This window comes from Cellulomonas sp. GbtcB1 (genome assembly GCF_019091725.1).
GTDB lineage: Bacteria > Actinomycetota > Actinomycetes > Actinomycetales > Cellulomonadaceae > Cellulomonas.
This window is the reverse complement of record NZ_JAGXJG010000003.1, coordinates 50,877-77,124: the sequence shown is the minus strand read 5'-3', so window position 1 is coordinate 77,124 and position 26,248 is coordinate 50,877. Positions and strand designations below refer to the sequence as shown.

General features: G+C 77.3%; 29 protein-coding genes and 1 pseudogene. 23 read left to right on the top strand and 7 right to left on the bottom strand.

Features of this window, described 5'->3' with window-relative positions:
* Positions 1–15: 15 nt before the first annotated feature.
* From KVT14_RS02235 to KVT14_RS23355, 15 genes and pseudogenes are all read left to right on the top strand, one after another.
* Entirely contained in the window at positions 16–1,290 is a 1,275-nt protein-coding gene (locus KVT14_RS02235; protein ID WP_217614169.1) for a hypothetical protein, read from the top strand.
* A gap of 114 nt (positions 1,291–1,404) precedes the next feature.
* Positions 1,405–2,562 (top strand): DUF916 domain-containing protein, encoded by a 1,158-nt coding sequence (locus KVT14_RS02230; protein ID WP_217614168.1) that lies wholly within the window; start codon positions 1,405–1,407, stop codon positions 2,560–2,562.
* Positions 2,563–2,639: 77 nt separating this feature from the next.
* Positions 2,640–3,650, top strand: a complete 1,011-nt coding sequence (locus tag KVT14_RS02225) for a sugar phosphate isomerase/epimerase (RefSeq protein WP_217614167.1) — start codon at positions 2,640–2,642, stop codon at positions 3,648–3,650.
* On the top strand, positions 3,647–4,816 hold the full coding sequence (locus tag KVT14_RS02220; RefSeq protein WP_217614166.1) for an inositol-3-phosphate synthase: 1,170 nt from the start codon (positions 3,647–3,649) through the stop codon (positions 4,814–4,816). Before KVT14_RS02225 ends, KVT14_RS02220 begins: the two co-directional genes overlap by 4 nt.
* Positions 4,813–5,925 carry an SCO3242 family prenyltransferase gene (locus KVT14_RS02215; RefSeq protein WP_308160830.1) on the top strand — a complete coding sequence of 371 codons (1,113 nt, stop codon included), beginning with the start codon at positions 4,813–4,815 and terminating at the stop codon, positions 5,923–5,925. Before KVT14_RS02220 ends, KVT14_RS02215 begins: the two co-directional genes overlap by 4 nt.
* Positions 5,922–6,896 carry a sugar phosphate isomerase/epimerase gene (locus tag KVT14_RS02210; RefSeq protein ID WP_217614165.1) on the top strand — a complete coding sequence of 325 codons (975 nt, stop codon included), beginning with the start codon at positions 5,922–5,924 and terminating at the stop codon, positions 6,894–6,896. The genes KVT14_RS02215 and KVT14_RS02210 overlap by 4 nt, the downstream gene beginning before the upstream one ends.
* Positions 6,893–7,687 (top strand): EboA domain-containing protein, encoded by a 795-nt coding sequence (locus KVT14_RS02205; protein ID WP_308160829.1) that lies wholly within the window; start codon positions 6,893–6,895, stop codon positions 7,685–7,687. Before KVT14_RS02210 ends, KVT14_RS02205 begins: the two co-directional genes overlap by 4 nt.
* Positions 7,687–8,562: a TatD family hydrolase gene (locus KVT14_RS02200; RefSeq protein ID WP_217614164.1), complete on the top strand. Its 876-nt coding sequence runs from the start codon at positions 7,687–7,689 to the stop codon at positions 8,560–8,562. Before KVT14_RS02205 ends, KVT14_RS02200 begins: the two co-directional genes overlap by 1 nt.
* Before the next feature lie 2 nt (positions 8,563–8,564).
* Entirely contained in the window at positions 8,565–9,782 is a 1,218-nt protein-coding gene (eboE, locus tag KVT14_RS02195; RefSeq protein ID WP_217614211.1) for a metabolite traffic protein EboE, read from the top strand.
* Positions 9,779–11,191: a nucleotide pyrophosphatase/phosphodiesterase family protein gene (locus KVT14_RS02190; RefSeq protein WP_217614163.1), complete on the top strand. Its 1,413-nt coding sequence runs from the start codon at positions 9,779–9,781 to the stop codon at positions 11,189–11,191. Before eboE ends, KVT14_RS02190 begins: the two co-directional genes overlap by 4 nt.
* A gap of 31 nt (positions 11,192–11,222) precedes the next feature.
* Positions 11,223–11,684 carry a nucleotidyltransferase domain-containing protein gene (locus KVT14_RS02185; protein WP_217614162.1) on the top strand — a complete coding sequence of 154 codons (462 nt, stop codon included), beginning with the start codon at positions 11,223–11,225 and terminating at the stop codon, positions 11,682–11,684.
* Complete coding sequence (locus KVT14_RS02180; protein WP_217614161.1) at positions 11,681–12,037, top strand: HepT-like ribonuclease domain-containing protein; 357 nt, start codon at positions 11,681–11,683, stop codon at positions 12,035–12,037. The genes KVT14_RS02185 and KVT14_RS02180 overlap by 4 nt, the downstream gene beginning before the upstream one ends.
* Positions 12,038–12,119: 82 nt before the next feature.
* Positions 12,120–13,614 (top strand): annotated as a pseudogene (locus tag KVT14_RS02175) (RNB domain-containing ribonuclease).
* Between the two features lie 155 nt (positions 13,615–13,769).
* Positions 13,770–14,066, top strand: coding sequence for a hypothetical protein (locus KVT14_RS23360; protein WP_217614160.1), 297 nt, complete (start codon positions 13,770–13,772; stop codon positions 14,064–14,066).
* Positions 14,067–14,118: 52 nt separating this feature from the next.
* Complete coding sequence (locus tag KVT14_RS23355; protein ID WP_217614159.1) at positions 14,119–14,628, top strand: GNAT family N-acetyltransferase; 510 nt, start codon at positions 14,119–14,121, stop codon at positions 14,626–14,628.
* Between the two features lie 14 nt (positions 14,629–14,642).
* Here KVT14_RS23355 and KVT14_RS02160 read toward each other — a convergent pair whose 3' ends face one another.
* The 6 genes from KVT14_RS02160 to KVT14_RS02135 all read right to left on the bottom strand — a co-directional run bounded on the left by KVT14_RS02160 (position 14,643) and on the right by KVT14_RS02135 (position 18,604).
* On the bottom strand, positions 14,643–14,870 hold the full coding sequence (locus tag KVT14_RS02160; RefSeq protein ID WP_217614158.1) for a hypothetical protein: 228 nt from the start codon (positions 14,868–14,870) through the stop codon (positions 14,643–14,645).
* Between the two features lie 119 nt (positions 14,871–14,989).
* Complete coding sequence (locus KVT14_RS02155; RefSeq protein ID WP_217614157.1) at positions 14,990–15,310, bottom strand: DUF3349 domain-containing protein; 321 nt, start codon at positions 15,308–15,310, stop codon at positions 14,990–14,992.
* Between the two features lie 10 nt (positions 15,311–15,320).
* Positions 15,321–15,623, bottom strand: coding sequence for a hypothetical protein (locus tag KVT14_RS02150; protein WP_217614156.1), 303 nt, complete (start codon positions 15,621–15,623; stop codon positions 15,321–15,323).
* Positions 15,623–16,849, bottom strand: coding sequence for an inorganic phosphate transporter (locus tag KVT14_RS02145; protein ID WP_217614155.1), 1,227 nt, complete (start codon positions 16,847–16,849; stop codon positions 15,623–15,625). The genes KVT14_RS02150 and KVT14_RS02145 overlap by 1 nt, the downstream gene beginning before the upstream one ends.
* Positions 16,850–16,991: 142 nt before the next feature.
* A complete protein-coding gene (locus KVT14_RS02140) occupies positions 16,992–18,173 on the bottom strand; it encodes an aromatic acid exporter family protein (RefSeq protein ID WP_217614154.1) in 1,182 nt (393 codons plus the stop codon).
* Positions 18,174–18,268: 95 nt separating this feature from the next.
* The gene (locus tag KVT14_RS02135; protein WP_217614153.1) at positions 18,269–18,604 is read right to left on the bottom strand and encodes a hypothetical protein; all 336 of its coding nucleotides are present in this window, start codon (positions 18,602–18,604) and stop codon (positions 18,269–18,271) included.
* Between the two features lie 145 nt (positions 18,605–18,749).
* Here KVT14_RS02135 and KVT14_RS02130 point away from each other — a divergent pair, with 145 nt between their 5' ends.
* The 6 genes from KVT14_RS02130 (at position 18,750) to KVT14_RS02100 (ending at position 22,862) form a co-directional block, all read left to right on the top strand.
* Complete coding sequence (locus KVT14_RS02130) at positions 18,750–19,232, top strand: SRPBCC family protein (RefSeq protein ID WP_308160828.1); 483 nt, start codon at positions 18,750–18,752, stop codon at positions 19,230–19,232.
* Positions 19,229–19,618 (top strand): metalloregulator ArsR/SmtB family transcription factor, encoded by a 390-nt coding sequence (locus KVT14_RS02125; protein ID WP_217614151.1) that lies wholly within the window; start codon positions 19,229–19,231, stop codon positions 19,616–19,618. Before KVT14_RS02130 ends, KVT14_RS02125 begins: the two co-directional genes overlap by 4 nt.
* Position 19,619: 1 nt before the next feature.
* A complete protein-coding gene (locus KVT14_RS02120; protein ID WP_217614150.1) occupies positions 19,620–20,066 on the top strand; it encodes an SRPBCC domain-containing protein in 447 nt (148 codons plus the stop codon).
* An 85-nt stretch (positions 20,067–20,151) separates the two neighbouring features.
* Positions 20,152–21,006 (top strand): DinB family protein, encoded by an 855-nt coding sequence (locus tag KVT14_RS23100; protein ID WP_306795679.1) that lies wholly within the window; start codon positions 20,152–20,154, stop codon positions 21,004–21,006.
* Positions 21,007–21,091: 85 nt separating this feature from the next.
* Positions 21,092–21,772, top strand: a complete 681-nt coding sequence (locus KVT14_RS02105; protein ID WP_308160827.1) for an HAD family phosphatase — start codon at positions 21,092–21,094, stop codon at positions 21,770–21,772.
* A gap of 94 nt (positions 21,773–21,866) precedes the next feature.
* Positions 21,867–22,862, top strand: a complete 996-nt coding sequence (locus KVT14_RS02100; RefSeq protein ID WP_217614149.1) for an arginase family protein — start codon at positions 21,867–21,869, stop codon at positions 22,860–22,862.
* A gap of 67 nt (positions 22,863–22,929) precedes the next feature.
* Here KVT14_RS02100 and KVT14_RS02095 read toward each other — a convergent pair whose 3' ends face one another.
* Positions 22,930–23,757, bottom strand: coding sequence for a RecB family exonuclease (locus KVT14_RS02095; protein WP_308160835.1), 828 nt, complete (start codon positions 23,755–23,757; stop codon positions 22,930–22,932).
* A gap of 200 nt (positions 23,758–23,957) precedes the next feature.
* On the opposite strand from KVT14_RS02095, the gene KVT14_RS02090 reads away from it, so the two are divergent.
* Together KVT14_RS02090 and KVT14_RS02085 are read left to right on the top strand one after the other, a co-directional pair.
* Positions 23,958–25,073, top strand: coding sequence for a site-2 protease family protein (locus KVT14_RS02090; RefSeq protein ID WP_217614148.1), 1,116 nt, complete (start codon positions 23,958–23,960; stop codon positions 25,071–25,073).
* An 11-nt stretch (positions 25,074–25,084) separates the two neighbouring features.
* Complete coding sequence (locus tag KVT14_RS02085; RefSeq protein WP_217614147.1) at positions 25,085–26,158, top strand: tRNA (adenine-N1)-methyltransferase; 1,074 nt, start codon at positions 25,085–25,087, stop codon at positions 26,156–26,158.
* The last annotated feature ends 90 nt before the right edge of the window (positions 26,159–26,248 follow it).

The window sequence follows — 26,248 nt, the reverse complement described above, 5'->3', positions numbered from 1 at the left end:
GAAGGAGACACGGACATGAAGCGGATCTACTCGGTGCCCGCCGCTCTCGTGGGCGCGTTCGGGCTCGTGGCCCTGGGCAGCACGGTGGCGCAGGCGGCCTCGACCGACTGCACCGCCGACCTGGGGGACCAGACCATCACCGGGGACCTCGTCGTCCCGGCCGGCGCGGACTGCGTGCTCGCCGGCGCGACGGTCGAGGGCTCCATCACCGTCGGCGCCGACGCCTGGCTCGACGCCACGTCGGTGACCGTCACCGGCGACGTCGTCGCCACCGACGCGTACGGCGTCCTGCTGGACGGCACCCGGGTCGACGGCGACGTCAGCGCCTACACGACGGGCTCGCGCGTCGGTTTCCTCTACCTCAACGACCTCGAGGTCGGCGGCAGCGTGGCGGCCGGCGGTCTCGACGTCGAGGTCACCGGCTCGTCCATCGGGGGCGGTCTGACCACGCAGGCGGCGACCTACGTCGACCTGCTGCAGACCGGCGTGAAGGGCGAGGTGGCGATCGCCGACTCCGACTGGGGCGTGAACGTCGCCGGGGCCGTCGTCGGCGGCACCCTGTCGGTCACCGGCTCCAGCCGGGACGTGCTGGTCGGCGCCACCGCGGACGGCGCGGCGGACACGTTCGGCAACACCGTGGGCGGCGACCTGGTGCTCACCGGCAACACCGCGAACCTGCGGGTCGCCGGAACCACGGTCCTCGGCACCATCCGGCTCGCGGACAACGACCCGGCCGCCGCGTTCGGCCCGGGCAACACCGCGGGCGGCGTCGACGGCGACCACACCGGCGAGGCGCCGGGCTCCGTGGCCGCCGGCGACCAGGCCCTGGCCGTCACCGTGCCGGAGCAGCGGGCGGGCGAGCTCGTCTGGTCGCTCGAGGGCACCTCCGGCCTCGTCAACCTCGGCGTCGCCGAGGAGCTCGAGGACCGGTACCGGGCCACCGGCGAGATCGTCCCGGTGCGCGTGCAGGACACCCGCGCGGGCGACCCGGAGTGGTCCATCACCGCGCAGGTCAGCGACTTCGTCGCCGGGGGCGAGACCCTGTCGTCGAAGTACCTGGGCTGGACGCCCGAGGTGCTCGAGAACGGCGGCGACGCCGTGGCCGGGCCCGCGGTGCCGTCCGGGTTCGAGGAGGGCGACGGCCTGTCCGTGGCCCGCACCCTCGCCGAGGCCGAGACCGGGCACGCCCGCGGCTCGTCCCTCGTCGGGGCCGACCTCGACCTGCAGCTCCCGCTCGACGCCCCGCAGGGCACCTACACGGCCACGCTGACGCTCACCGCGCTCAGCTGACGCCGACCCGCAGTCCCCGTCCCCGCCCGCCCGGTCCTCGTCCCGGGCGGGCGGGGGCGGCACCACCGCCGCACCACCCGCACCCGTCGTCACCGTCGACCCGGAGGCCCCGCCGTGACCCCGACCCGCGTCCCCGCCGCCCTCGCCGCGCTGGCGGCCGCCGTCGCCCTCGCGCTGGGCGGCGCGCTGCCCGCCGTCGGTGCCGCCCCGGCCACGCGCACGGTCCCGCTGGTGGCGCCCGCCGCCGCGGACCCGGCCCCGGCCGCCCCGGCCGCCGACCCGGCGACCGACCCCGCCGCCGCGGACCCCGCCGCCGCGAGCACCCAGGTCACCTGGGGCGTGCGCCCGGCCGACACCGTGCACGGCGCCGCTCGCCCGAACTTCGCGTACTCCCTGCCGCCCGGCGGGACCCTCGCCGACGCCCTCGTCGTGACGAACAAGGGCGACGCCCCGCTCGCCCTCGACGTGTACGCGGCCGACGGCTTCCTCACCGCCGACGGCACCCTCGACGTGCTGGGCGCGGGGGAGGAGTCGACCGCGCTCGGCGCCTGGGTGCAGGTCGAGACGCCCGAGATCGTCCTCGAGCCCGGCGCCGCCGCCGAGGTCCCGTTCACCCTGACCGTCCCCGAGGACGCCCAGCCCGGCGACTACGCCGCGGGCATCGTGTCCAGCCTGCTGGTCGAGAACGCCGCGGGCGTCTCGGTCGACCGGCGGCTGGGTTCCCGGGTGCACCTGCGGGTGCAGGGCGACCTGGCGCCGGCGCTGGCCGTCTCCGGCCTGCGCGTCGACTACGACGCCGGCGGCAACCCGGTCGCCCCGGGCGCCGCGACCGTGACGTTCACCGTGACGAACACCGGCAACTCGCGCGTCGCGCCGACCGAGCAGGTGCAGGTCGCGGGGCTGTTCGGCCTCGGCCGGGCCCGTGCCGCCGCCGTCGACGTCCCCGAGCTCATCCCCGGTGCGTCCGTGCAGCGCAGCGTCCGGGTCGACGGCGTGTGGCCGCTGGTGCGGACCACCGCCACGATCGCCCTCGGCGGCGAGGTGGTCGCGCTGCCCGGCGCCGCGGCCGCCGACGCCGCGCCCGCCGTCCCCGGCGTCACCGCCGCCGCGGCCGCCTGGGCGGTGCCGTGGGCCCTGATCGGCGCGCTCGCGCTGGTCGTCGCGCTCGTCGCCCTGCGCGTCCTCGCCGGCCGCCGGCGGAGGGCCCGGCACCAGCGCGCGGTCGACGCCGCCGTCGCCGACGCCCTCGCCCGCCAGGGGGCCACGACATGACCTGAGGCGCCCACCCCTGGACGCCGCGCCCCGGCGCCCCGCAGCATCGACGTTCCGCTCTCGACGAGGAGACCGACATGACCCGCCCGATCACCCTGTTCACCGGCCAGTGGGCCGACCTGCCGTTCGAGGAGGTGGCCCGGCTCGCGTCCGAGTGGGGCTACGACGGCCTCGAGATCGCCTGCTGGGGCGACCACCTCGACCCGTGGCGCTGGGACGACGACGCCTACGTCGCCTCCCGGCTCGAGATCCTGGACCGGTACGACCTCAAGGTCTGGGCCATCTCCAACCACCTCAAGGGCCAGGCCGTCTGCGACGACCCCATCGACCTGCGGCACGAGGAGATGCTCTCCGCGCGGGTGTGGGGCGACGGCGACCCCGAGGGCGTCCGGCAGCGCGCCGCCGAGGAGCTGAAGCACACCGCGCGGATCGCGGCGAAGCTCGGCGTCGACACGGTCGTCGGCTTCACCGGGTCGTCGATCTGGAAGTACGTGGCGATGTTCCCGCCCGTGCCGGCCGCCGTCATCGAGGCGGGCTACCAGGACTTCGCCGACCGGTGGAACCCGATCCTCGACGTGTTCGACGAGGTCGGCGTGCGGTTCGCGCACGAGGTGCACCCGAGCGAGATCGCGTACGACTACTGGACGACGGTCCGCACCCTGGAGGCGATCGGGCACCGCGAGGCGTTCGGCCTGAACTGGGACCCGAGCCACATGGTCTGGCAGGACCTCGACCCGGTCGCGTTCCTCTGGGACTTCCGGGACCGGATCTACCACGTCGACTGCAAGGACACGAAGAAGCGGATGGGCAACGGCCGCAACGGCCGGCTCGGCTCGCACCTGCCGTGGGCGGACCCGCGGCGCGGCTGGGACTTCATCTCGACCGGCCACGGCGACGTCCCCTGGGAGGACGCGTTCCGGGTGCTCAACACCATCGGCTACACCGGCCCGATCTCCGTCGAGTGGGAGGACGCCGGCATGGACCGGCTGCTCGGCGCGCCGGAGGCCCTGGCGTTCGTCAAGCGGCTCGCGTTCGACGCCCCGGAGGCCGCCTTCGACGCGGCGTTCTCGACCAAGGGCGACGCGTGACCGCCGACGCCCGCGCGCGCACCGGGCTCTGGCTCGTGGGCGCGCGCGGGTCGGTCGGCACGACCGCCGCGCTCGGCCTCGCCGCGCTCGCCGCCGGGCACGCCGGGGCCGCGGGCTGCGTCACGGCGGCGCCGGCCTTCGACGGCCTGCCGCTGCCCGGGTGGGGCGACCTCGTCGTCGGCGGGCACGACGTCAGCGACGTGTCGTTGGCCAAGCGCGCCGAGGCGCTCGTCGACGCCGGGATGATCCCGGCGCCGCTGCTCGCCGCCACCGCGCACGCCCTCGACGCCGCCGACGCGGAGGTCAGGCCCGGGCACCGCGGCCCCCTGGTCCCGGGCGGGTCGCAGCAGCAGGTCGCCGAGCGGCTGGCCGGGGACATCACCGGGTTCGCCGCGCGGCACGACCTCGCGCGCGTCGTGGTCGTCGACGTGTCGTCCACCGAGCCGCCCGCGCACCCGACCCCCGCCCACGACGACCCGGCGGCCCTCGTCGCGGCGGTGCAGGAGCCCGGGCGCGTCGTGCTGCCGCCGTCGTCCGTCGCCGCGTACGCCGCCGTGCTCGCGGGCGCGTCCTACGCCGGGTTCACGCCGTCCGCCGGCCTGGGGCTGCCCGCCCTGCAGGCCCTCGCTGCCGAGGCCGGCGTGCCCGTCGCGGGGCAGGACGGCAAGACCGGGCAGACCTGGCTGCGCACGGTGCTCGCGCCGGCGTTCGCCGACCGGGGCCTGCGGGTGCTGTCCTGGGCCGGGACCAACCTGCTCGGCGGCGGCGACGGCGCCACCCTCGCCGACCCCGAGGCCGTGCGGTCCAAGCTCGCCTCCAAGACCCGCGGGCTGCGCGACCTCACCGGCTCCGACGTGACGCCGCTGCACATCGACCACGTGCCCGACCTGGGGGACGTCAAGGTGGCCTGGGACCACGTGCACGCCGAGGGGTTCCTCGGCTCACGGATCACCCTGCAGACCACGTGGTCCGCGTACGACTCCATGCTCGCGGCACCGATGGTGCTCGACCTCGCCCGGCTGCTCGCCCTGGCACACGCCGGCGGTGCGGCCGGGGTGGTGCCGGAGCTCGGGTTCTTCTTCAAGGACCCGTGGGGCTCCGACCGGCACGCGGCCGCGGACCAGGCCGGCGACCTCGTGCGCTGGGCCCAGGGGCTGGCGGCGTGACGGCGGGCGTGCCGGCCGGGTCGGTGCGGGCGGGCGCCGGCGGTGTGGCCGTGCTGGGGGCGGCCGCGCCGGGGGAGAGCGTGCCGGGGGAGCCTGCGCCGGCCAGCGCGGGCGTGGCGACCGCCGTGCCGGTGGTCCGCTCGCTCGACGGCCGGCCCGCGGCGGACGACCCGGGCCCGCAGCCGTCCCCGTCCGCGCGGTCCGGGCTGCCCGCCCGCGTGCGCGACCACCTCGAGCTGGTGCGCGCGCCCGCCGTCCTGACGGTGCTCGGCGACACGGTGGCGGGGGCCTCGGCTGCCGGGCACCCGCTGACCGGCCGCCGCGCGGTGCTGCCGCTCGCCTCGGCGTGCCTGTACGCGGGCGGCATGGCGCTGAACGACTGGGCGGACCGTGGGGTCGACGCCGTCGAGCGCCCCGAGCGCCCGATCCCGTCGGGCCGGGTCGCCCCGCGGCAGGCGCTGGGCGTCGCCGGAGGGCTCGGCGCAGCCGGGCTCGCCCTCGCCGCGGCGGGCGGCGGGCGACGCGCCCTGGCGGTGGCCGTGCCGCTCGCCGCGGCCGTCTGGCTCTACGACGCCCGGCTCAAGGACACCGTCGCCGGCCCGATCGCGATGGCGGCGTGCCGGGGCCTCGACGTGCTGCTCGGCGCGGGGGTCGGGCGCCTGCGGGCCGCCGCCCCGGCCGCGGCGGCGGTGGCCGCGCACACCGCGGGGGTCACGCTGCTGTCCCGCGGCGAGGTGCACGGCAGCACCCGCGCGACGGCGGGTGCGGTCGCCGCGGCCTCCCTCGTGGTGGCGGGAGCGGCCCTGGTGGGTGCCCCGGGCTCCGTCGGGTGCACGGGCACCGGGCTCGGCGCGCGCGCCGCCACCGTGGTGGCGCTGGCCGCCTACCTCGCGCAGTGCGTCCCCGCGCAGGCCCGGGCCGCGCGGACCCCGACCGCCCCGGCCGCCCGCGCGGCGACCGGCGCCGGCGTCCGCGCGATGATCCCGCTGCAGGCCGCGTGGACCGCAGGTGCCGGCCGCCCCGGCGCGGCGCTCGCGCTCGGCGCCGTCGCCGCGGCCGGCGCGCTGCTCCGCCGGGCCACGGGCCCGCGGGCGGTGAGCGAGACGTGAGCTCGGTCCCCGGACCGGGTGCCACGGACCTGGCGCCCCTGCCGTTCGCGCTCGGCTACGGCACGAACGGCCTCGGCGACCACCCCCTGCCCGTGGCGCTCGACCTGCTGGAGGAGCACGGCTACGACGCCGTCGCGCTCACCCTCGGCTTCCCGCACCTCGACCCGTGGGCGCCCGCCGCCGACCTCGCGGCGCTGCGGGACCGGCTCGCCCGCGCGCACGACGGCCGGGGGATGCGGGTCGTCGTCGAGACCGGCACCCGGTACCTGCTCGACCCGCGCCGGAAGCACGCGCCCGCCCTCGTCGACGCCGACGCGGCGCCGCGGCTCGCCTACCTGCGCCGGGCGGTCGAGGTCGCCGCCGCACTCGGCGCACCCGCCGTGCAGCTGTTCTCGGGCGTCCGCTCTGCCGGGGTGACGTCGGCCGAGGCGGACGACCGGCTGCGCGACCGCCTGCCCGGCCTCGTGCGGCACGCCGCGGAGCACGGCGTCCGGCTGGCCCTCGAGCCGGAGCCCGGGATGCACGTCGAGACCGTCGCCGACGCCCTGCGGCTGCGCGCCGACCTCGGGGACCTGGCCGCGCTGGGCCTGACGGTCGACGTCGGGCACTGCCTCGTCGTCGAGCCGGGCGGCGTGACCCGGGCCCTCGCCGCCGCGGGCTCGTCCCTGGCCCACGTGCAGATCGACGACATGCCGCGCACCCACCACGACCACCGGCCGTTCGGCGAGGGCGACCTCGACCTGCCGGCGGCGCTGGCGGCGCTCGCCGGGGCCGCCGCGGGTCCGGCCGGGTACGCCGGGGTGGTCGCCGTCGAGCTGCCCCGGCACTCGTGGGACGCGCCGCGGCAGGTCGCCGACGCGGCCGCCGCGATCCGGGTGGCGTGGGCGCGGCTCGGCGCCGGCAGCCCCGCACCCCTGCCCGATCCCGCACCCCTGCCCGAACCCGCTCGCCGAGAGGGAGTGACACCGTGACGCCGACGACGTCGTCCGACCCCGCCGCACCGACCACCGCCCCGCCCGCGTCCGCCGGCGCGACCGCCCCCGGCCCCGCGCCCGCGGCCGCCCCGCCGCCGGTCACCGCGGTCGTCGCCGCGGCCCGGGCCGCGCACGCAGGCTGGCTCGCCGACGTCCTCGCCGGGGTCCGCCGCGACCCCCGGACCGCCGAGCGGGCGTTCCCGATGGTGGGGCGGCGGGTCGGCCGGACGCCGCTGCGCCCCGCGACCGACCCGGCCGGCGTCGTGCACGGGACCGTCGACGACGCCGCCCGCGCCGCCGTCGTCCTGGCCCTGGCCGACGCGCACCGCGGCGACGGCGACCGGCTGGCCGCGCACCTCGCCGACCTGTACCGCGAGGGCGACACCGCCGAGCGGCGCGGCGTCCTGCGCGGCCTGGACGCCCTCGAGGTCTCGGAGCCGGCCGCTCTGCCGGGCCCCGTCGTCGCCCTCGGCCGCGACCTGGCCGCCGACGCGCTGCGGGCCAACGACACCTCGCTCGTAGCCGCGGCCGTCGGCCCGTTCGCCGCGGCCCACCTCGACCAGCACACCTGGCGGCACGCGGTGGTGAAGCTCGTGTTCCAGGGCACCAGCCTGGACGCCGTCGCCGCGCTGGACGACCGCGCGGACGCCGAGCTCGCCCGCATGGCCCGCGACCTCGCCGCCGAGCGTCGCGCCGCCGGGCGCGCCGTGCCCGAGGACCTGGCCCGTCTGACCACGCCGGCGCAGCCCGGCGTCCCCGCACGCACCACCGAGACCGAGGAGCCGTGATGCGCATCTTCGACCCGCACGTCCACATGACCAGCCGCACCACCGACGACTACGAGGCCATGTACGCCGCCGGCGTCCGCGCGCTCGTCGAGCCGGCCTTCTGGCTGGGCCAGCCGCGCACGAGCGTCGGCTCGTTCGTCGACTACTTCGACGCGCTGCTCGGCTGGGAGCGGTTCCGGGCCGCGCAGTTCGGCATCCGGCACCACGCGACGATCGCGCTCAACCCGAAGGAGGCGAACGACCCGCGGTGCACCGAGGTCCTCGACCTCATCCCGCGCTACCTCGCGAAGGACGGCGTCGTCGCGGTCGGCGAGGTCGGCTACGACGCCATGACCCCGGCCGAGGACGAGGCCTTCACCCGGCAGCTGGCCCTCGCGCTCGACGCCGACCTGCCCGTCCTCGTACACACCCCGCACCGGGACAAGCAGGCCGGCACCCGGCGCACCCTCGACGTCGTCCGCGAGTCGGGCCTGCCCGCGGAGCGCGTCCTCGTCGACCACCTCAACGAGACGACCGTCGCCGCCGTGCGTGACGCGGGCGCCTGGGCCGGGTTCTCGATCTACCCCGACACGAAGATGGACGAGACCCGCATGGTCGCGATCCTGCGGGAGTACGGCACCGAGCGGATGATCGTGAACTCCGCGGCCGACTGGGGCCGATCGGACCCGCTCAAGACCTGGCGCACCGGCATGACCATGCGGGAGCAGGGCTTCACCGAGGACGACGTCGACCGCGTGCTCTGGCGCAACCCCGTCGAGTTCTACGGGCAGTCCGGCAACCTCGTGCTCGACCCCGTCCCCGGGTTCGTCGCGGGCGAGGTCCCCGCGCCGGCGACCTTCGAGGGCTCCTCCGTGCTGCGGGGGGTGCGCGCGTGACGATGCCGCTGTCATACTGCACCAACGTCCACCCGGCCGAGGACCTCGACGGGGTCCTGGCCCAGCTCGACCGGTACGCCGGGCCCGTGCGCGAGGCCGCCGGGCTCGACACCCTCGGCGTCGGCCTGTGGCTGCCCGCCGGCCTCGCGCACCGGCTGGCCGCGAGCCCCGACGACCGCGACCGGCTCCGGTCCGCGCTCGCCGCGCACCGGCTGACCGTGCACACCCTCAACGCCTTCCCGTACGGCGGCTTCCACGCCCAGGTGGTCAAGCACGCCGTGTACACCCCGACCTGGGCGGACCCGGCCCGCGCCGCGTACACGCTGGCGTGCGCGGAGGTGCTGTCCGACCTGCTGCCCGACGGCGTCGACGGCTCCATCTCGACCCTCCCGCTCGCCTGGCGCGAGCCGTGGTCCGCCGTCGACGACGCCGCGGCCACCGCCGCCCTCGCCGCGGTCTCCGCGGGGCTGCGCGACCTGGCCGCCCGCACCGGCCGCACCGTGCGGCTCGCGGTCGAGCCCGAGCCCGGCTGCGTCCTCGACACCGTCGCCGACGTGGTCGGCTGGCTCGAGCCCCGCCTCGGCACCGGCCCCGCGGAGATCGACCCCGAGCACGTCGGCGTCTGCCTCGACACCTGCCACCTCGCCGTGTCGTTCGCCGACCCGGTCGCCGCCGTCCGGCGCATCCGGCAGGCCGGGCTCCGGGTGGTCAAGGTGCAGGCGTCGGCCGCCCTGCACGTCGCGGACCCCGCCGACCCGGCGACGCGGGCCGCCGTGGCCCGGTTCGCCGAGCCGCGGTACCTGCACCAGGTGCGCGAGCGCAGCGGGGGAGCCGTGCACCCGGCCGACGACCTGCCGGACGCGCTCGACCCCGACCGCGGCCTGCCCGGCGCCGGCCCCTGGCGGGTGCACGTGCACGTCCCGCTGCACGCCCGGCCCGCGGCCCCGCTCCAGGCCACCACCGACGTCCTGCGCGACGCCGTCACCGCCGTCCTGCGCGGCCCGCACGGCGACGCGGCGCACCTGGACGTCGAGACCTACACCTGGGCCGTCCTGCCGGACGAGCTCGCGGCCCGCGCCGCCGACGACCTGGTGGCCGGCATCGCCGCCGAGATGCGCTGGGCGGTCGACCACCTGGACCGCGGGTCGTGGTGGGACGCGGACGCGGGCACCGGCTCGGACGCGGCCGGCCACGACCTCACGACCCGGAGGACCGCATGAGGCCCCTGCTCCTGCTCGACGTCGTCGGGCTCACCCCGCGCGCCCTCGCGCACATGCCGCGGCTGTCCCGGCTTGCCGACGGCGGCTGGCGCGCCGGCCTGCGCACCGTGCTCCCCGCCGTGACCTGCTCCGTGCAGTCGACGATGCTCACCGGCCTCGCGCCCTCGGGGCACGGGATCGTCGGCAACGGCTGGTTCTTCCGCGACCTCGGGGAGGTGCACCTCTGGCGGCAGCACAACCGGCTGGTCGCGGGGGAGAAGGTCTGGGAGACCGCGCGGCGGGCCGAGCCCGGGTACACCGCCGCCAACGTCTGCTGGTGGTACGCGATGGGGATGTCCACCGACGTCACCGTCACGCCCCGGCCGGTCTACCACGCGGACGGCCGCAAGTCGCCGGACGCCTACGTCCGGCCACCGGCCCTGCACGACGAGCTCGTCGAGCGGCTGGGTGACTTCCCGCTGTTCCAGTACTGGGGCCCTACCGCGTCGATCGCGTCGACGGAGTGGATCGTGGCCGCCACCCGGCACCTCATGGCGACCCGGCCCACGGACCTGACCCTGGCGTACGTCCCGCACCTCGACTACGACCTGCAGCGGTTCGGGCCGCTGGACCCGCGCGCCGACGCCGCGGCGGCCGAGCTCGACCGTGCCCTCACCCCGCTGCTGGACGACGCCGAGGCGCGCGGCACCACGGTGCTCACGGTGTCGGAGTACGGCATCGAGCCGGCGTCCCGGCCGGTGCACCTCAACCGGCTGCTCCGCGAGGAGGGGCTGCTGCACGTCTACACCCAGGCCAGCGGCGAGCAGCTCGACCCGTGGACCTCGCGGGCGTTCGCCGTCGCCGACCACCAGGTCGCGCACGTCTACGTCGCCGACCCCGCCGACGTCCCCCGGGTCGCGGCGCTGCTGCGGGGGGTCCCGGGGGTCGACGAGGTGCTCGACCGCGCGGCGCAGGCCCGGTACGGCCTCGGCCACGAGCGGTCCGGCGAGCTCGTCGTCGTGGCCGAGCCGGGAGCGTGGTTCACGTACTACTTCTGGCTCGACGACGACCGGGCGCCCGACTACGCCCGCGGCGTCGACATCCACCGCAAGCCGGGCTACGACCCCGCCGAGCTGTTCTTCGCCGACGGCGCCGCGAAGGCCCGCGCGGGGCTGAACCTGGCGAAGAAGAAAGTCGGGCTGCGGTACGCCATGTCGACCACCCCGCTGGACCCGGCGCGGGTCGCCGGCAGCCACGGACGGCTGCCGACGTCCGCGGCCGACGCGCCCGTCGTGCTGTGCTCCGACCCCGACGTCCCGCCCACCGTCGCGGCCGCGCTGGCGTCGGGCGACGCGGTGCCGGCGGCGGCCGTCCGCTCGGCGGTCCTGGAGCTCCAGGGCCTCGGCGCGGTGGCGTCCGCAGGGCGATGACGCGTGATCACGTCGTTGTTATCGTGGGGGCATGAGCGATCGACCGGTCGGTGACCTGGTCCGAGCGCGGCGGGCGCTGCTGGGCCTGTCGCAGCGCGCGTTGTCGCAGTCGTCCGGCGTGGCGCAACCGCTCATCTCGGCCATCGAGTCCGGACGCAGACCTGCCACCGAGGCGTCGGCAGCGGCACTGCTCGCCGCGCTGCCGCTCCGGCCGTCCGTGGCGCTGGAGCGCAGGCGCGCCGCGGTCGCAGCGGCTGTCCGCAAGCACGGCGGCAGGGACGCGGCGGTCTTCGGGTCGGTGGCTCACGGCACCGACGCGCCGGGGTCCGACCTGGACCTGATGGTCGCGTTCGAGGACGGGCGGGACATCGTCGACCTGCTCGCGCTGCAGTCGGACCTCGAGGAGCTGCTCACCGTTCCGGTCGACGTCGTCTCGGCGGGATCGAGCGGAGCGGTGGCCGACCGCGCCCGCGGCGAGTCGGTCGCCCTGTGACGGACCAGGAGCGGGTCGCCCGACGTCTCGCCGACCTCCGGATGTTCGGGCTGGAGGCGCGGTACGTGGTCGACCGGGGGCGCGACGCGTACCTCGCCGACACACCGGAGGGCAGGATGCTGCGCAACGCCGGGGAACGTGTGCTGATCAAGGTCGCGACCGTGGTCGAGAAGCTGCCCGAGTCGTACAAGGCGACCCACGACGAGGTCCCGTGGGTCGCCATCTCGCGGATGCGGAACCTGGTCGCGCACCACGACGACAAGGTCAACGACGACGTGATGTGGGCGGCTCTGGCCGTGCGTGTACCCGCGATGCTGGCCGCGCTCGGGCTGACGGGAGCGGGCGACGCCTGATCACGTGGTGCCCTCGACGCCGACGCCGACGCCGACGCCGGCAGCTCGAGCACCCGGCCGCGTCCCGCCCTAGGCTCGCCGGGTGCCCCGACGCCACGTCCGCCTCCGCCCCGCGCCGACCGCCGCCGACGACACCCGCCGGGTCGACGCCGACGTCCGCTCCGGCCTCGACGCCCTGCGCGCCGAGCTCGACGTCCCCGCCTCGTTCTCGGCCGACGTGCGCGCCGAGGTCGACGCCGTGCTCGCCGCCGGCCCGGCCCCGGCCCCCGCCGGTGCGCCCGCCAGCGTCGACGCGACCGACGTCCCCTTCGTCACCGTCGACCCCGAGGGCTCCCGGGACCTGGACCAGGCCGTGCACCTCGAGCGCCGCGGGGCCGGCTACCGGGTGCGGTACGCCATCGCCGACGTGGCCGCCTGGGTCCGCCCGGGTGGCGCCGTCGACGCCGAGGCCCGCCGCCGCGTCGTCACGCTGTACGCCCCCGACGGCCGCACCCCGCTGCACCCGCCGGAGCTGTCCGAGGGTGCCGCGAGCCTCCTCCCGGGCCAGGACGCCCGCGCTGCTGTGGCAGATCGACCTGGACGCCGACGGCACGCCGACCGACGTCGACGTCCGCCGCGCGACCGTCCGCAGCCGCGCCCAGCTCACCTACGAGGGCGCGCAGCGGGCGCTCGACGACGGCACCGCCGACGACACCCTGGTCCTGCTCCGCGCCGTCGGCCGGCTGCGGCAGGCCGCCGAGGTCGCGCGCGGCGGGCTGACCCTGCCCACGCCCGAGCAGGTCGTCGAGGTCGACGCCCGGGGGCGGTGGACCCTCACCAGCCGGGCGACCCTGCCGGTCGAGGAGTGGAACGCTCAGGTCTCGCTGCTCACCGGCATGTGCGCGGCGGGTCTGATGCTCGACGCCCGGGTCGGGGTCCTGCGCACCCTGCCGCCCGCCGACCCGCGCGACGTCGAGCGGCTGCGGTCCGCGGCCCGCGCGCTGGGGGTCGCGTGGCCCGCGGGGGCCGACCACGCCGCGGTCGTCCGCGCGCTCGACGCGGGCGTCCCCGCGCACGCCGCCCTGCTCACCGAGGCGACCACGCTGCTCCGCGGGGCCGCGTACGTCGCGTTCGACGGCGCGCCGCCCGAGCAGCCGCTGCACGCCGCGATCGGTGCCCCCTACGCGCACGCCACGGCGCCGCTCCGGCGGCTGGTCGACCGGTTCGTCGGCGAGGTGTGCCTGGCCGTGTCCGCCGGCGTCGAGGTGCCGGGGTGGGCGCGGGAGGCGCTGCCGGACCTGCCCGCGCTGATGGCGGCCGGGGACCGGCGCGCGTCCGCGTACGAGCGGGGCTGCGTCGACCTCGTCGAGGCGGCGCTGCTGTCCTCCCGCGTCGGCGAGGAGTTCGACGGCGTGGTCGTGGACGTCCGGGACGGCGGGGAGACCGGCGTCGTGCAGCTCCGGGACCCCGCCGTGCGCGGGCGCGTGGCGGGCGCCGCGCTGCCGCTCGGGACCGACGTCCGGGTGCGGCTCGACGAGGTGTCCGTCACCGACCGCACGGTGCGGTTCGTGCTGGACGGGGCGACGCCCGCGGTCTGACGACCAGCGGTGTGCGCGTCCGGCCGTCCGGCACCGGCCGGCACGGCGACGGCCGGCCGGGCGCGGGCCAGCGCCGCATCCGTCCGCGCGGTACCGCCCTCGGGGCGCCGTCCGCCCACGTGCCGGCGTCCCCGCCCCGGGCTGGCGTCGGTCGGGTGTCCCGTCCGCGATCCGCGGCAGTCGCCGCGTCCAGCCGGTGGACCGACCCCGACGGCGTCCGCGTCCCCGCCGGGGAGGTGCACGCCTGGGAACCCGCGCGCAACGAGACGGTGTGCGGGCTGTCGCTGCACCGCTCGGCGCTCGAGCGGTTCCCGCACGTGCGGTGGGCGGACGTGCAGCCCGCCACGGGTCGGCACGCGGACGCCGTCGGGCGGGTCTGCCCGCGGTGCGCGGCCGGGACGGGGACCCGCCGCGACGCGAAGGCGTGGCGGCGCGTCGACCCGCGTCCGTAGGTGCCGTCCCCAGGTGCCGGAGTCCGGCCCACGCCTCGCTACCGTGGCGGACGTGCCCCTCGACCTGCGCCCCTACGTGCCGTCCGACGCCGAGGCGCTCACCGAGCTGCTGCACCGCTCGTACGCCGGGCTCGCCGAGCGCGGCCTCAACTTCACCGCGGCCACCCAGGACGTCGAGCTGACCCGGTGGCGCGCCGAGGCGGGGCCGACGTTCGTCCTGGCCGACGGCGGGGCGCCGGTCGGGACCCTCACCCTGTCCCTGCCACCTGCCCGGTACCTCCAGGGGCTGACACCCGAGGCCGCCGCACCCGGCCGGGGCTGGCTCAACCAGATGGCCGTCGACCCCGCGCACCGCGGGCGGGGGCTGGCCCGCAGGCTCCGGGACGCGGCACTGGCCCACGCCGCCGCGCACGGGGTGACGGCGATCGGCGTCGACACGGCCGAGCCGGCCGCCGACCTGCTCGACCTGTACCGGCGCTGGGGCTTCGCCGAGCGCGACGTCATCCGGTGGCCGGACAAGACCTACGACAGCGTCGTCCTGGTCCGCGAGATCCCGGGCTGACCCCGGCACCCGGCTCAGGCGGGGGGCGTGCCGGGGTGCGGCGGGGCGGCCCCGGCCGGACCGTCGCCGGCCGTATGCACGCGGCGCTCCGCCGCCTCCCGCGCGTCGACCCGCCGCGCGTCGAGCATCCCGTCGCGCACCCCGCGGCGCACGACCGCGTAGAGGACCAGCGCGACGACGGCGGCCGGGACGATCCACGCGACGAGGGCGAACGCGACCGAGGTCGCCGTGAGCTCGAACATGCCGCCACGCTAGCCGGGGGAGGAACCACCGTGGGCTCGTTCCCGCTGCCACCCACCGGACGCGTCCGGTCCGGTGGGAAAGCCTCCGGCTACGGCCCGGCGGGGGTTCGCGCCGCCACCTACCCGGGCGCGCTCGGCCCCGCGAGCGGCCACCCGCCCCGCGCGAGGTGCGCCGACACCCGCGCCACGTCCTCCTCGGACGCCGCGTCGAGCGTGGCCGCCCCGACCATCCGCTCGACGTCGGCGGTGGTGATCTCCGCGCCCCGGCTGGCCAGCACGGCGAGGTCGCCCGCGATCTGGTGCACCTCGACGTCGGTGAGGGACCGCCGCAGCAGCCCCAGCAGCACCACGTAGTCCTGCTGGGGCACGCCCGCGGGGTACCCCGCGCGCAGCCAGCGCAGCACCCGCGTGGGCCAGGTTCCCGTCTCCGTGTCGGTCATGACGCGCCCCTCACGACTTCTCGACCAGCAGCGGCGCGCCGCCGAGGCTCACCTCGTAGCCGAGCCCGGACGCCACGACGACGGTGATGCCGAGCACCACCCCGGCCACGGCGAGCGCGAAGCACAGCACGGCGAGGACCCGCCCGAGCGGGTGCGGACGCGGCGCCTCGCCGGCCGCGTGCTCCTCGGCGTCGCCGCCCGCGCCCCACGCCGAGGCACGGAGGCCCAGCCCGAACAGGACCGGCAGGCCGGCGCCCAGCACCAGCGACACCAGAAGCACCTGGCCGAGCACCCCCGTCTCGGTCGCGAGCATCAGCGCACCTCTCCCGCCGTGGCCGGGCGGCGCTCGCGCGCCGGCTCCTGCCAGTCGTCGTTGACGTTGCCCGCGTGCACGGCGTCCCGCCGCGACCGCACGTACATCGCGCCGCTCAGCGCCACGAGCACCAGGACGACCGCGACCGCCCCGAGCACCCCGCCGCCCAGCACCTGCGCGAGGAACCACGTCGCGGCGCCGACCAGGCCCGCCGCGGGCATCGTGATGAGCCACGCGACGCCCATCCGCCCCGCGACGCGCCACCGCACGGTCGCGCCCGGCCGGCCCACGCCCGCGCCGAGCACCGACCCGGTCGTGACCTGGGTCGTGGACAGCGGCAGGCCGAGGTGGCTGGACACCAGGATCGTCGCGGCGGAGGCGGTCTCGGCGGCCATGCCCTGCGGCGGGGCGATGTCGATGAGGCCCTTGCCGAGCGTGCGGATGATCCGCCACCCGCCGAGGTAGGTGCCGAGCGCGATGGCGAGCGCGCAGCAGACCTTGACCCACAGCGGGATCGCCGTCGTGCTGGCCCAGTGGCCGGAGGCGATGAGCGCGAGCGTGATCACGCCCATCGTCTTCTGCGCGTCGTTCGTGCCGTGCGCGAGCGACACCAGCGAGGCGGAGCCGATCTGGCCCCAGCGGAACCCGCGCTCGGTGTACCGCGCGGCGACGCCGACGGTGATCCGGTACACGAACCAGGTGCCCGTCGCCGCGACCACGCCCGCGATGACGGGCGACGCCACCGCGGGGACCACGACCTTGCCGAGGATCCCGTCCGGCTCGCCGCCGTCGCCCGTCCAGTGCACCGCGCCCCAGCCGAGCCCGGCGACCGTCGCGCCGATCAGCCCGCCGAACAGCGCGTGCGAGGAGCTCGACGGCAGGCCGAGCAGCCAGGTCAGCAGGTTCCAGACGATCGCCCCGACCAGCCCGGTCAGGACGATGAGCAGCAGCGCCTCGCCCCCGTCCTGCACGAGGTCGGGGCTGGGGGCGCCGTCGGACTCCTGGATCCGCACGACGGCGTTGGTGACGGTCAGCGCCACCTCGACGGAGAGGAAGGCGCCCACCAGGTTGAGCACCGCGGAGAGGGTCACGGCCGCCTTCGGGGGCAGCGCGTGCGTGGCGATGGACGTGGCCATCGCGTTCGCCGTGTCGTGGAACCCGTTCGTGAAGTCGAACGCGAGCGCGACGACGACCACCAGCACGAGGATGACGGTTGCAGCGTCCACGGCGCCCACCGTCCTCGCGACCCCGCCGACGCGCACCAGGGGCACCGTTCCGTCGGCGAGTCGTCGCCCGCCGTTCACCCGCGTCCGGGAACCCGACCCCGTCGGCCACCTGGGAACGGGCGAGAGAGGCGGTGGGCGGCCGTCAGCCGGTGAGCAGCGGCGTCAGGGCCACCACGACCCCGTCGGCGGGCCGGGTCGCGCCCGCGGCCGTGGCGCGGTCCGTCGCCACCGCCTCCTGCAGGTCGTCGAGGGCCCGCGCGAGCTCTGCCGCCGCGTGGTCTGCGTCGTCGGCGTCCTCCGTGCCCGCACCCGGGCCGTCGGGCCGCAGGGCCCGCACGAGGGCTGCGCCGGCCTCGATCGCACGCGCGGTGCCCTCGCGGACCGCGTCGGCCCGCTCCTGGTCGCCGGCGTGCGCCGCGATCGGCAGGTGCACGTCGCGCTCCGCGGGCGGTGTCGCACCGGTCGCGGCGACGGTCCGCGACGTGACGACAGCCCGCCGGACGTCCAGCGCCACCACGGCGGCGGCGTCCATCGACTCGGCGTGCCGGTCCTGCCGCTGCCGCCAGGAGCGGTAGTGCCGGGCGGTCCAGTTCCCCCGCGCCGCCTCCTGCGCGTCGGCCACCGCCGCCTGCGCATCGGCCCGCGCCGCCCGGAGCGGGCGGTCCGGCGGCAGTGGCGCGTCGTCGTCGCGGACCGCAGCCGCGAGCGCGTCGAGGTGCTCGCTCGCGACCGTCCGGAGCCGGTCGAGCGACCGCTCCGCCGGGGTCAGCGGGAGCGGCGGCACCACGAGGTTCACGGCGACGCCGACGAGCGCGCCGAACAGCGTCAGCCCGACGTAGGCCGAGATGTACCCGACCGGGTCGGCGTTCCCGATGATCAGGACGAACAGCGCCGCCGTCGGGACCCACGAGCCCATGTCGCCGAGCAGCCGCCACCCGGAGAGCAGCACCCCCACGAGGACCACCAGCGCCAGCCCCGCGACGCCCGGCAGGTCGAGCGCGTCGACCAGCCGCGCGACGACCGCGCCCAGCGCGATGGCCAGGACGGACTGGACCGACCGCCGCGTCGTGCCCCGGACCGTCACCGAGGTGGCGATGACCGCGCCCAGCGGGGCGTAGTACGGGTAGTCGCTCCACGGGCCGGGCACGAACCGCACGAGGACCCACGCGATCACCGCCGCACCCGTCGTGCGGACGGCGCGGGTGAGCCACGGCCGGGCGGCGAGGAACCGCGAGGTCGCCGTGCCGACGGCGCGGAACCGGGGCAGGCGGCGGGCGGCGGGGGGCGGTCCGGGCTCGGGTTCGAGGGCGGTGCGGTCGGTCATCGTGCTCAGCGTCGCCCGCGGTGCGCCGCCGCGCACCCGGGACGCCGCCCGCGGGGCGGGGCTTCGCGGGCACCTGCCGGGCGCCCGCCCCGGGCTCAGCGCGAGGCGGCGACGCCCGCGCCGCGGGTGCGCGCCGCGGCGCGCCGGCGCAGGTGCACCCGGAGCAGCGCGTGCAGCACGACGTTCAGCCACGCGCAGCCGACCGCCAGCGCCACCACCGTGGCGGTCGCCCACGTGGTCGGACCGAGCAGCAGGCCGAGGGTCCACGGCAGGCCGAACGGCAGCGTGGCAAGGAGCGCCAGCCCGGCGCCGATGTTGGCGTCCTCGACCGGTCGCGAGGCGAGCACGACGAGCAGCACGGTGACGACGGCGACGACCGCGGCGTGGGCGACGAGCAGACGGGGTGCGAGGCGCGATGCGGGGGAGGCCATCGCCCCATCGTCCTCGGGAGCGCGCCGCGCTGCCCCTCGGGGCGCGGGCTCCGCTCGCCGGACCGCAACCAGGGGTTGCGCATCGTGCCGAACTTCTCCTACGCTAACGCGCAACCGAACGTTGCACCCGATGCGAGGAGGCACCGTGGAACGCCGAGACACCGAGCCGGGCACCATCGAGCGGGAGATCCACGTCGCCGCGACCCCGGAGGTCGTGTACGAGGTCCTGAGCCGGCCCGAGCACCTCCGGGAGTGGTGGCCGGACGACGCCGTGCTCGGCGAGCCCATCGCCGGAGCCGAGGGCGAGCTCGTCTTCGGGCGGCGTGGCGAGGCGGGTGCGGTCGTCGAGCGGCTGACCGTCGTCGAGGCCGACCCGCCGCGCACGTTCTCGTTCCGCTGGACGCACGGTCCCGGCGAGGCGGCCACGGCGGCGACGTCGCTGCTGGTGACCTTCGCCCTGGAGCCCACCGCCACCGGCACGCGGCTCACGCTGACCGAGACCGGGTTCCGCGAGCGGGGCTGGGAGGTCGCCGTCCTGGAAAAGCAATACGCGGACCACGTCCAGGGCTGGGACCAGTTCGTCCCCCGGCTGGCGGCGTACCTCGACCGGCTGGCGGTCGCGCCGTGAGCGTCGACGACGCGCTGTGGTCCGCGGTCGGCGACCCGACCCGGAGGCGGCTGCTCGACGCGCTGCTCGCCGAGGGCGGCGGCACCGCCACGAGCCTCAGCGCGGCGGTGCCGGTCACCCGGCAGGCCGTCGCCAAGCACCTCGCGGTGCTCGACCGCGCCGGCCTCGTGCACGGCGTGACCGAGGGCCGGGAGCGGCGGTACCGCGTGGACGACGCGCAGCTCGCGCGGGCGGCCGCGCAGCTCGACGCGGTCGGGCGCACCTGGGACGCGCGGCTGCGGCGGATCGCCGGGATCGCCGAGGCGATCCAGCGGGAGCGGGACGCGCAGGAGCAGAACGAACCGGCGGTCGCGCGGCCGTCGGCAGCGACGACGGAGGAGGACTGACATGGTCGACATCCGGCACCGGCTCGGCGTGCGCGCCGCGACGGCGGACGTGTACGCGGCGCTGGCGACGGCCGAGGGCGTCGCGGGGTGGTGGACGACGGACACCCGCGGCGACGGGGGTCCCGGCGGGCGGCTGGAGCTCGCCTTCCGCGGCGCCGACGAGCCCTACGTCATGGAGGTGGTCGACGCCGACCCGGGGACACGGGTGCGCTGGCGGGTCGCGCAGGGCCCCGCGGAGTGGGTCGGCACGTACGTCGACTTCCGGCTGCGGGCGTCCGGGGACGTGACCGTGGTGCTGTTCACGCACGAGGGCTGGGCCGAGCCCGTCGAGTTCCTGCACCACTGCAGCACGAAGTGGGCGACGTTCCTGCTCAGCCTGCGCGAGCTCGTCGAGACCGGGCGCGGGCGGCCGCAGCCGCACGACCTCTGGGTCGACGACTGGGGGTGACCGGACCGATCCCGGTGGGACGGACCGCAGGCGGGCCGTCCCACCGAGGGCGACGGCCGACCCCCGCGCCGCTAGCGTGGGCCGCATGGGCGGGCGGATCACGGCGGAGGAGTTCCGGGCGGCCGACGGCGTCGCCGACTGGCGGGTCGGGCCGGACGGCGTGCACGCGCGGTTCCGCACCGGGTCGTTCGCGGCGGGGGTCGAGCTGGTCGACGCGATCGGCGAGCTCGCCGACGCGGCCGAGCACCACCCGGACGTCGACCTGCGGTACCCCGCCGTCGGCGTGCACCTCGTCTCGCACGACGTCGCGGGGCTGACCGACCGCGACCTCGACCTCGCCAGGCGGATCTCCGCCGCGGCCCGCGAGCTCGACATCGCGGCCGAGCCGGTCGCGGACGCCATCCCGGTCGTCGACGAGCAGGGCCGCACCGAGCCCGTCCCGGACGGCGACGAGGTGCAGACCCTGCTCGGCTTCCTCGACTTCCACCGCGCCACTCTGGAGTGGAAGACCCGCGGGCTCGACGCCGCCGGGCTGGCCGCCACCGTCGGCGCGTCGACCATGACCCTCGGCGGCCTGCTCAAGCACCTCGCGTACGTCGAGGACGACTGGTTCTCGCGGGCGCTGCACGGGCGCGACCGGGCCGAGCCGTGGGCCTCCGTCGACTGGTCGGCGGACCGGGACTGGGAGTGGCACTCCGCCGCGGACGACGACCCGGAGGAGCTCCGCTCGCTCTGGCTCGCGGCCGTCGAGCGGTCCCGCGCGGACGTCGCGGCGGCCCTCGCGGCGGGCGGGCTCGGGGCGGAGGCCGCACGCGCCTGGCCCGACGGCCGCACCCCGCACCTGCGGTGGGTCCTCACGCACATGATCGAGGAGTACGCCCGGCACAACGGGCACGCGGACCTGCTGCGCGAGGCCGTCGACGGCGCGGTCGGGGAGTAGCGACACCCGCCGTTCACCCCCGTTCACCGACCCCGGGTACCGTCGAGGGCAGCACACCACCCGCACGACCCCGGAGCCGCACGCCGTGAACGACGCCCGACCCGCCCTGCCCGCCGCCGTCCTCTGGGACATGGACGGCACCCTGGTCAACACCGAGCCGCTCTGGATGGCGGCCGAGACCGAGCTGGTCGAGTCCTGGGGCGGCACCTGGACGCACGAGGACGGCCTGACCCTCGTCGGCAACCCGATGAAGGTCTCCGGACAGATCCTGCAGGATCGGGGCGTCGGGCTGTCCGTCGACGAGATCGTCGACTTCCTCAACAAGCGGGTCGCCGCGGCCGTCGCCGAGGACACCCCGTGGCAGCCGGGCGGCCGCGAGCTGCTCGCCGCGTTGGCCGCCGCCGGCGTCCCGCAGGCGCTGGTGACCTCGTCCTACCTGGAGCTCGCCGAGCCGTTCGCACGGGTCGCGGGCGTGTTCGCCACCGTCGTCGCCGGCGACGAGGTCGAGCGCCCCAAGCCGGACCCGCAGCCGTACCTGCTCGCCGCCGAGCGGCTGGGCGTCGACATCGCCGACTGCGTGGTCGTGGAGGACTCGCCGACCGGCATCACGTCCGGCGTGGCCGCCGGGGCGCGCGTCCTCGCCGTGGAGGTGTTCCGCGAGCTGCCCGACATCGAGGGGCTGAACAAGACCGGGTCCCTGGTCGACGTGTCGCTCGACGACTTCGCGCGGATCCGCTCGGGCTCGGTGCTCGACCTGCTGGGCTGATCCGGCGGGGCGGCGACGCCCGCACGCGGGGCTGCGCGGCCGGCCGACGGGACCCGACCAGGCCGGCGGCGACCCCCGGCCCTACGGTCGTGCCATGACGGTGGGCCGCGACCGGCACTGGGCCGTACTCGGCGTGCCGTCGAGCCGGGCGGCGCACTGGCCCGGCCTCGAGAAGGGTCCCGCCGCTCTGCGGGCCGCCGGCCTCGTCGACGCCCTGGCCTCCGCCGGCGCGTCGGTCACCGACCACGGCGACCGACCCGTCGCCCGCTGGCGCGCGGCCGCCGACGGCGGGGGTCCGGCGGCCCGGGCGCTCACGGGAACGGCGGGCCTGTCCCGCACCTCGACCCGGGACGCGGCCATCGGACGGCCCGCGGCGCCCCATGACGTCGACGGCGTCGCCACGGTGCTCCGGGACGCCCGCGACGCGCTCGCCGGCGTGCTGGCCGCGGGGGAGACGCCGCTCGTGCTCGGCGGCGAGTGCACGCTGGCGATCCCCCTCGTCGCCGCGGCCGTGGCGGCGCACGGCGACGTCGGGCTGGTGTACCTCGACGGCGGCCAGGACCTACAGCTGCCCGCCGACCACCCCGAGGAGCCGATCCTCGACTCGATGGGCGTGGCGCACCTCCTCGACCTGCCGGGCACGGTCGACGCGCTCGCCGACCTGGGAGGGCGCCGGCCGCTGCTCGCGCCGGACGCGCTGTGCTTCCTGGGCTTCGCCGACGACGACGAGGACGTGCACGGCCTCGTGCCGAGCCCACGGATCCCGGCCGCCGACGTGGCCGCCGACCCCGATGGAGCCGCCGCCCGCGCGCTCGCGGCGGTCACCGGGCCGGGCGGTCGTCCGTTCCTGGTGCACGTGGACGTCGACGTGCTCGACGCGCTGCTGCTGCCTGGCGCCGACGTCCCGCAGTACGGCCGGGGACTCACGCTCGACGTGCTGGTCGCGGTGCTCGAGCCGCTGGTGGCGGACTCGCGGTTCGCGGGGATGACGCTCGTCGAGCTCAACCCGGACCACGACCCCGACGGCAGCGGCGCACGTGCGCTGGTCGCCGCGTTCGCGCCGGTGCTGGCCGCGCGCCGGCAGCCCTAGCGCCGCGCCGGGGTGCCCGGGCGTCGCGTCGCCGGACCCGCGCGGGCTCGCGGGGGTTCGACCGGGCTCAGGACGCCTGCGCCGTCGGCACGATCCCGATCGCCCGCTCCACGGCGCCCTCGGGCACCTCCGGCGGCGTCCCGCCCCAGGCGGGGCACACCGCGCGGTGCGCGCACCAGTCGCACAGCCGGGACTTCCGCGGCCGCCACTCGCCGGTGCGCGCCGCCTCCTCGACCTGCGCCCACAGCGAGCGCAGCCGCAGCTCCAGGGTCCGCATCTCGGCCTCGGACGGCGCGTGCCGGAGGATCTGCCCGTCGCCGAGGTAGACGAGCTGCAGCAGCTTCGGCAGCACGCCGCGCTCGCGCCACAGCACGTAGGCGTAGAACCGCATCTGGAACAGCGCCGAGCCCTCGAAGCCAGGGTTCGGCGACTTCCCGGTCTTGTAGTCGACCACCCGGAGCGCCCCGTCGGGCGCGACGTCGATCCGGTCGACGATGCCGCGCAGCTGCGGGCCGTCCTCCATCAGCGTCCGCACGGCGAGCTCGCGGTCGCCGGGCTGCAGCCGGTTCGGGTCCTCCAGCGTGAAGTACGTGTCCAGCAGCAGCCGGGCGCTGCCGAGCCACGCCTCGCGCTCGTCGTCCGTGGCGAACATCGTCAGCACCTCGGGCGACCGCTCCAGCAGCGCGTCCCACGCGACGGGGACGAGCCCGTGCGCGGCCGCGGGGGTGCGCTCGCCGAGCGGGAGGTCGTACAGCCGCTCCAGCACCGTGTGCACGAGCGTGCCGCGGGCGGCGGCGAGGCTGGGCGGCTCCGGCAGCCTGTCGACCACCCGGAACCGGAACAGCAGCGGGCACTGCTGGAAGTCGTTGGCGCGCGACGGCGACAGGCCCGGCACCCGCGGCTCGGGCGCGGCCTCGAAGTCGCCGGCGTCGGCGCCGTCGGCGGACACGGGGGCGAGCAGCTGGGGGTCGGTGGTCGTCACGGTGACGAGCCTAGGCGTCACCACCGACACGCCCGGCGCCCCGCGCCGCAGACCCCGGACGCCCGCGGACGCGCCGGTGCGGGTCGCACGGCCCGGCCACGTAGCCTTCCCCCGTGGCAGAGAGAACGCGGGGCTGGGTCGTCGGGCGCGTGGCGGGGACGCCGGTCGTCCTGAGCCCGAGCAGCCTGCTCGTCGTGGCGGTCATCGCCCTGGTGTTCGCCCCCTCCGTCCGGTACCGCGCGCCGGGCCTCGGCACGGGGTCGACCTACGTGGTGGCGCTCGTCGTCGGCCTGCTCCTGCTGCTGTCCGTCCTCGTGCACGAGCTCGCCCACGGCCTGACCGCGCGCGCCCGCGGGCTCCAGGTCCGCGAGTACGCCCTGACCCTGATCGGCGGCCACACCGCGTTCCACGGGCGGATCACGCCGTTCACCGAGGGGCTGGTCGCGGTCGTCGGCCCGATCGCGAACCTGGTGCTCGCCGGGGTCTTCTGGCTCGTCGCCGGCGTCGCGGACCCGTTCGGCCTCCCCGCGCTCGTGCTGTATGCCGCCGCGTACAGCAACGCGTTCGTCGGGCTGTTCAACCTCGTGCCCGGTCTGCCCCTCGACGGCGGCATGGTGCTCGAGTCGATCGTGTGGGGCGCGACGGGGGACCGGCGGCGCGGCGCGCTCGTCGCGGGCTGGGTCGGCCGGGTGTTCGCGGTGGGCTTCGCCGCCTGGGTGATCCTGCTGCCGATGGTGCGGGGCGGCAGCCCCGACCTGTGGGCCGTCGCCTGGGCCGCCCTCGTGGGCGCCTTCCTGTGGTCGGGCGCCTCGGCGGCGATCCAGGGCGCCCGCGCCGGGCGGGCGGTCGACGCGCTGCACGTCGGCTCCGTCGGCACCCGCGCCGTCGGCGTCCCGGCGACCGCGGTGCTGGCCCAGGCCGACGCCGCCCGCGGGCAGACCGGTGCCGACGCCGTCGTGCTGCTCGCCCCCGACGGCCGCCCCGCGGCGTACGTCGACCCGCAGGCGGCCAACGCCGTCCCCGCCGCGGACCGGGCGCACGTCCCGCTCACCGCCGTCGCCGTCACGCTGCCCGCCGGGGCGGTCGTCGACGCCGCGCTCCGCGGCCCGGAGCTCGTTCAGGCGGTCGCCGCGGTGTCCCGGTTCTCGCCCGTCGCGGCCGCCGTCCGGGACGGCCAGGTGGTCGCGCTCGTGCGCAGCGCGGACGTGGCGGCGGCGCTGCGCCCCTAGGATCGACCCCCGTGACCGAGCAGACCCCCGCGCCCGAGCCCGCCGCCGCCCCCACGCCGACGGGCGCCGACCAGCGCCGCGGCCTGCTCCGGGTGGGGGAGCGCGTCCAGCTGACCGACCCGCGCGGCCGGCTGCACACGATCACGCTCGCGCCCGGCGCGACGTTCCACACGCACAAGGGCTACTTCCGGCACGAGGAGCTCATCGGCGCGCCCGAGGGCACGACCGTGACGAGCAGCGGCGGCGTCGAGTACCTCGCGCTGCGCCCGCTGCTCAGCGACTACACCCTGTCCATGCCGCGCGGCGCTGCCGTCGTCTACCCGAAGGACGCCGGCCAGATCGTCGCGATGGCGGACATCTACCCGGGCGCCCGCGTCGTCGAGGCCGGCGTCGGCTCCGGCGCGCTCACCCTGTCCCTGCTGCGCGCGGTCGGCGACGGCGGACGGCTGCACTCCATCGAGCGCCGCGAGGACTTCGCCGCGATCGCCCGCGGCAACGTGGAGACCTTCTTCGGCGGCCCGCACCCCGCGTGGCGGCTGTCCGTCGGCGACCTGTCCGACGTGCTGCCCCTCGCCGAGGCGACGGGGGAGGTCGACCGCGTCGTCCTCGACATGCTCGCGCCCTGGGAGAACCTCGACGCCGTCGCCGCCGCCCTCGCCCCGGGCGGCGTGCTCATCGCCTACGTCGCCACCGCGACCCAGCTCTCCCGGCTCGCCGAGGACGTGCGCGCCGACGGCCGGTACACCGAGCCGCAGGCCTGGGAGTCGATGGTCCGCGGCTGGCACCTCGAGGGCCTGGCCGTCCGCCCGCAGCACCGGATGATCGGCCATACCGGCTTCCTGCTCACCACCCGCCGGCTCGCCGACGGCGTCCTGCCGCCGCTGCGCAAGCGCCGCCCCGCCAAGGGCTCCCAGCCGGGCGAGGCCGCGCTCGTCGACGAGGTCGGCGACGTCGTGACCAGCAGGTCCTTCCAGGAGGTGCCCGACGCCGAGTGGACCCCCGAGGCCCTCGGCGAGCGCGCCGTCTCCGACAAGAAGGTGCGCAAGGTCCGCCGCGACGTCGGCCAGGCACCCGAGGCCGACTGACCCGGCACCGCCGCGGCGGGGCGTCCCGGCTGCGATTGACACGTGTGGTTAGGGTCTCCCCACGACAGCCCCACAGCGCCGTGAGGTCGA

What these genes read in the sequence shown, in the direction of transcription:
- KVT14_RS02160 (WP_217614158.1), bottom strand. Translation starts at nt 14,870, where the DNA reads ATGTTCGAGCTCACGGCGACCTCGGTCGCGTTCGCCCTCGTCGCGTGG.
- KVT14_RS02135 (WP_217614153.1), bottom strand. Translation starts at nt 18,604, where the DNA reads ATGGCCTCCCCCGCATCGCGCCTCGCACCCCGTCTGCTCGTCGCCCAC.
- KVT14_RS02150 (WP_217614156.1), bottom strand. Translation starts at nt 15,623, where the DNA reads ATGCTCGCGACCGAGACGGGGGTGCTCGGCCAGGTGCTTCTGGTGTCG.
- KVT14_RS02190 (WP_217614163.1), top strand. Translation starts at nt 9,779, where the DNA reads ATGAGGCCCCTGCTCCTGCTCGACGTCGTCGGGCTCACCCCGCGCGCC.
- KVT14_RS23100 (WP_306795679.1), top strand. Translation starts at nt 20,152, where the DNA reads ATGGGCGGGCGGATCACGGCGGAGGAGTTCCGGGCGGCCGACGGCGTC.
- eboE (WP_217614211.1), top strand. Translation starts at nt 8,565, where the DNA reads ATGCCGCTGTCATACTGCACCAACGTCCACCCGGCCGAGGACCTCGAC.
- KVT14_RS02235 (WP_217614169.1), top strand. Translation starts at nt 16, where the DNA reads ATGAAGCGGATCTACTCGGTGCCCGCCGCTCTCGTGGGCGCGTTCGGG.
- KVT14_RS02100 (WP_217614149.1), top strand. Translation starts at nt 21,867, where the DNA reads ATGACGGTGGGCCGCGACCGGCACTGGGCCGTACTCGGCGTGCCGTCG.
- KVT14_RS02120 (WP_217614150.1), top strand. Translation starts at nt 19,620, where the DNA reads ATGGTCGACATCCGGCACCGGCTCGGCGTGCGCGCCGCGACGGCGGAC.
- KVT14_RS02225 (WP_217614167.1), top strand. Translation starts at nt 2,640, where the DNA reads ATGACCCGCCCGATCACCCTGTTCACCGGCCAGTGGGCCGACCTGCCG.
- KVT14_RS02200 (WP_217614164.1), top strand. Translation starts at nt 7,687, where the DNA reads ATGCGCATCTTCGACCCGCACGTCCACATGACCAGCCGCACCACCGAC.
- KVT14_RS02140 (WP_217614154.1), bottom strand. Translation starts at nt 18,173, where the DNA reads ATGACCGACCGCACCGCCCTCGAACCCGAGCCCGGACCGCCCCCCGCC.
- KVT14_RS02155 (WP_217614157.1), bottom strand. Translation starts at nt 15,310, where the DNA reads ATGACCGACACGGAGACGGGAACCTGGCCCACGCGGGTGCTGCGCTGG.
- KVT14_RS02185 (WP_217614162.1), top strand. Translation starts at nt 11,223, where the DNA reads ATGAGCGATCGACCGGTCGGTGACCTGGTCCGAGCGCGGCGGGCGCTG.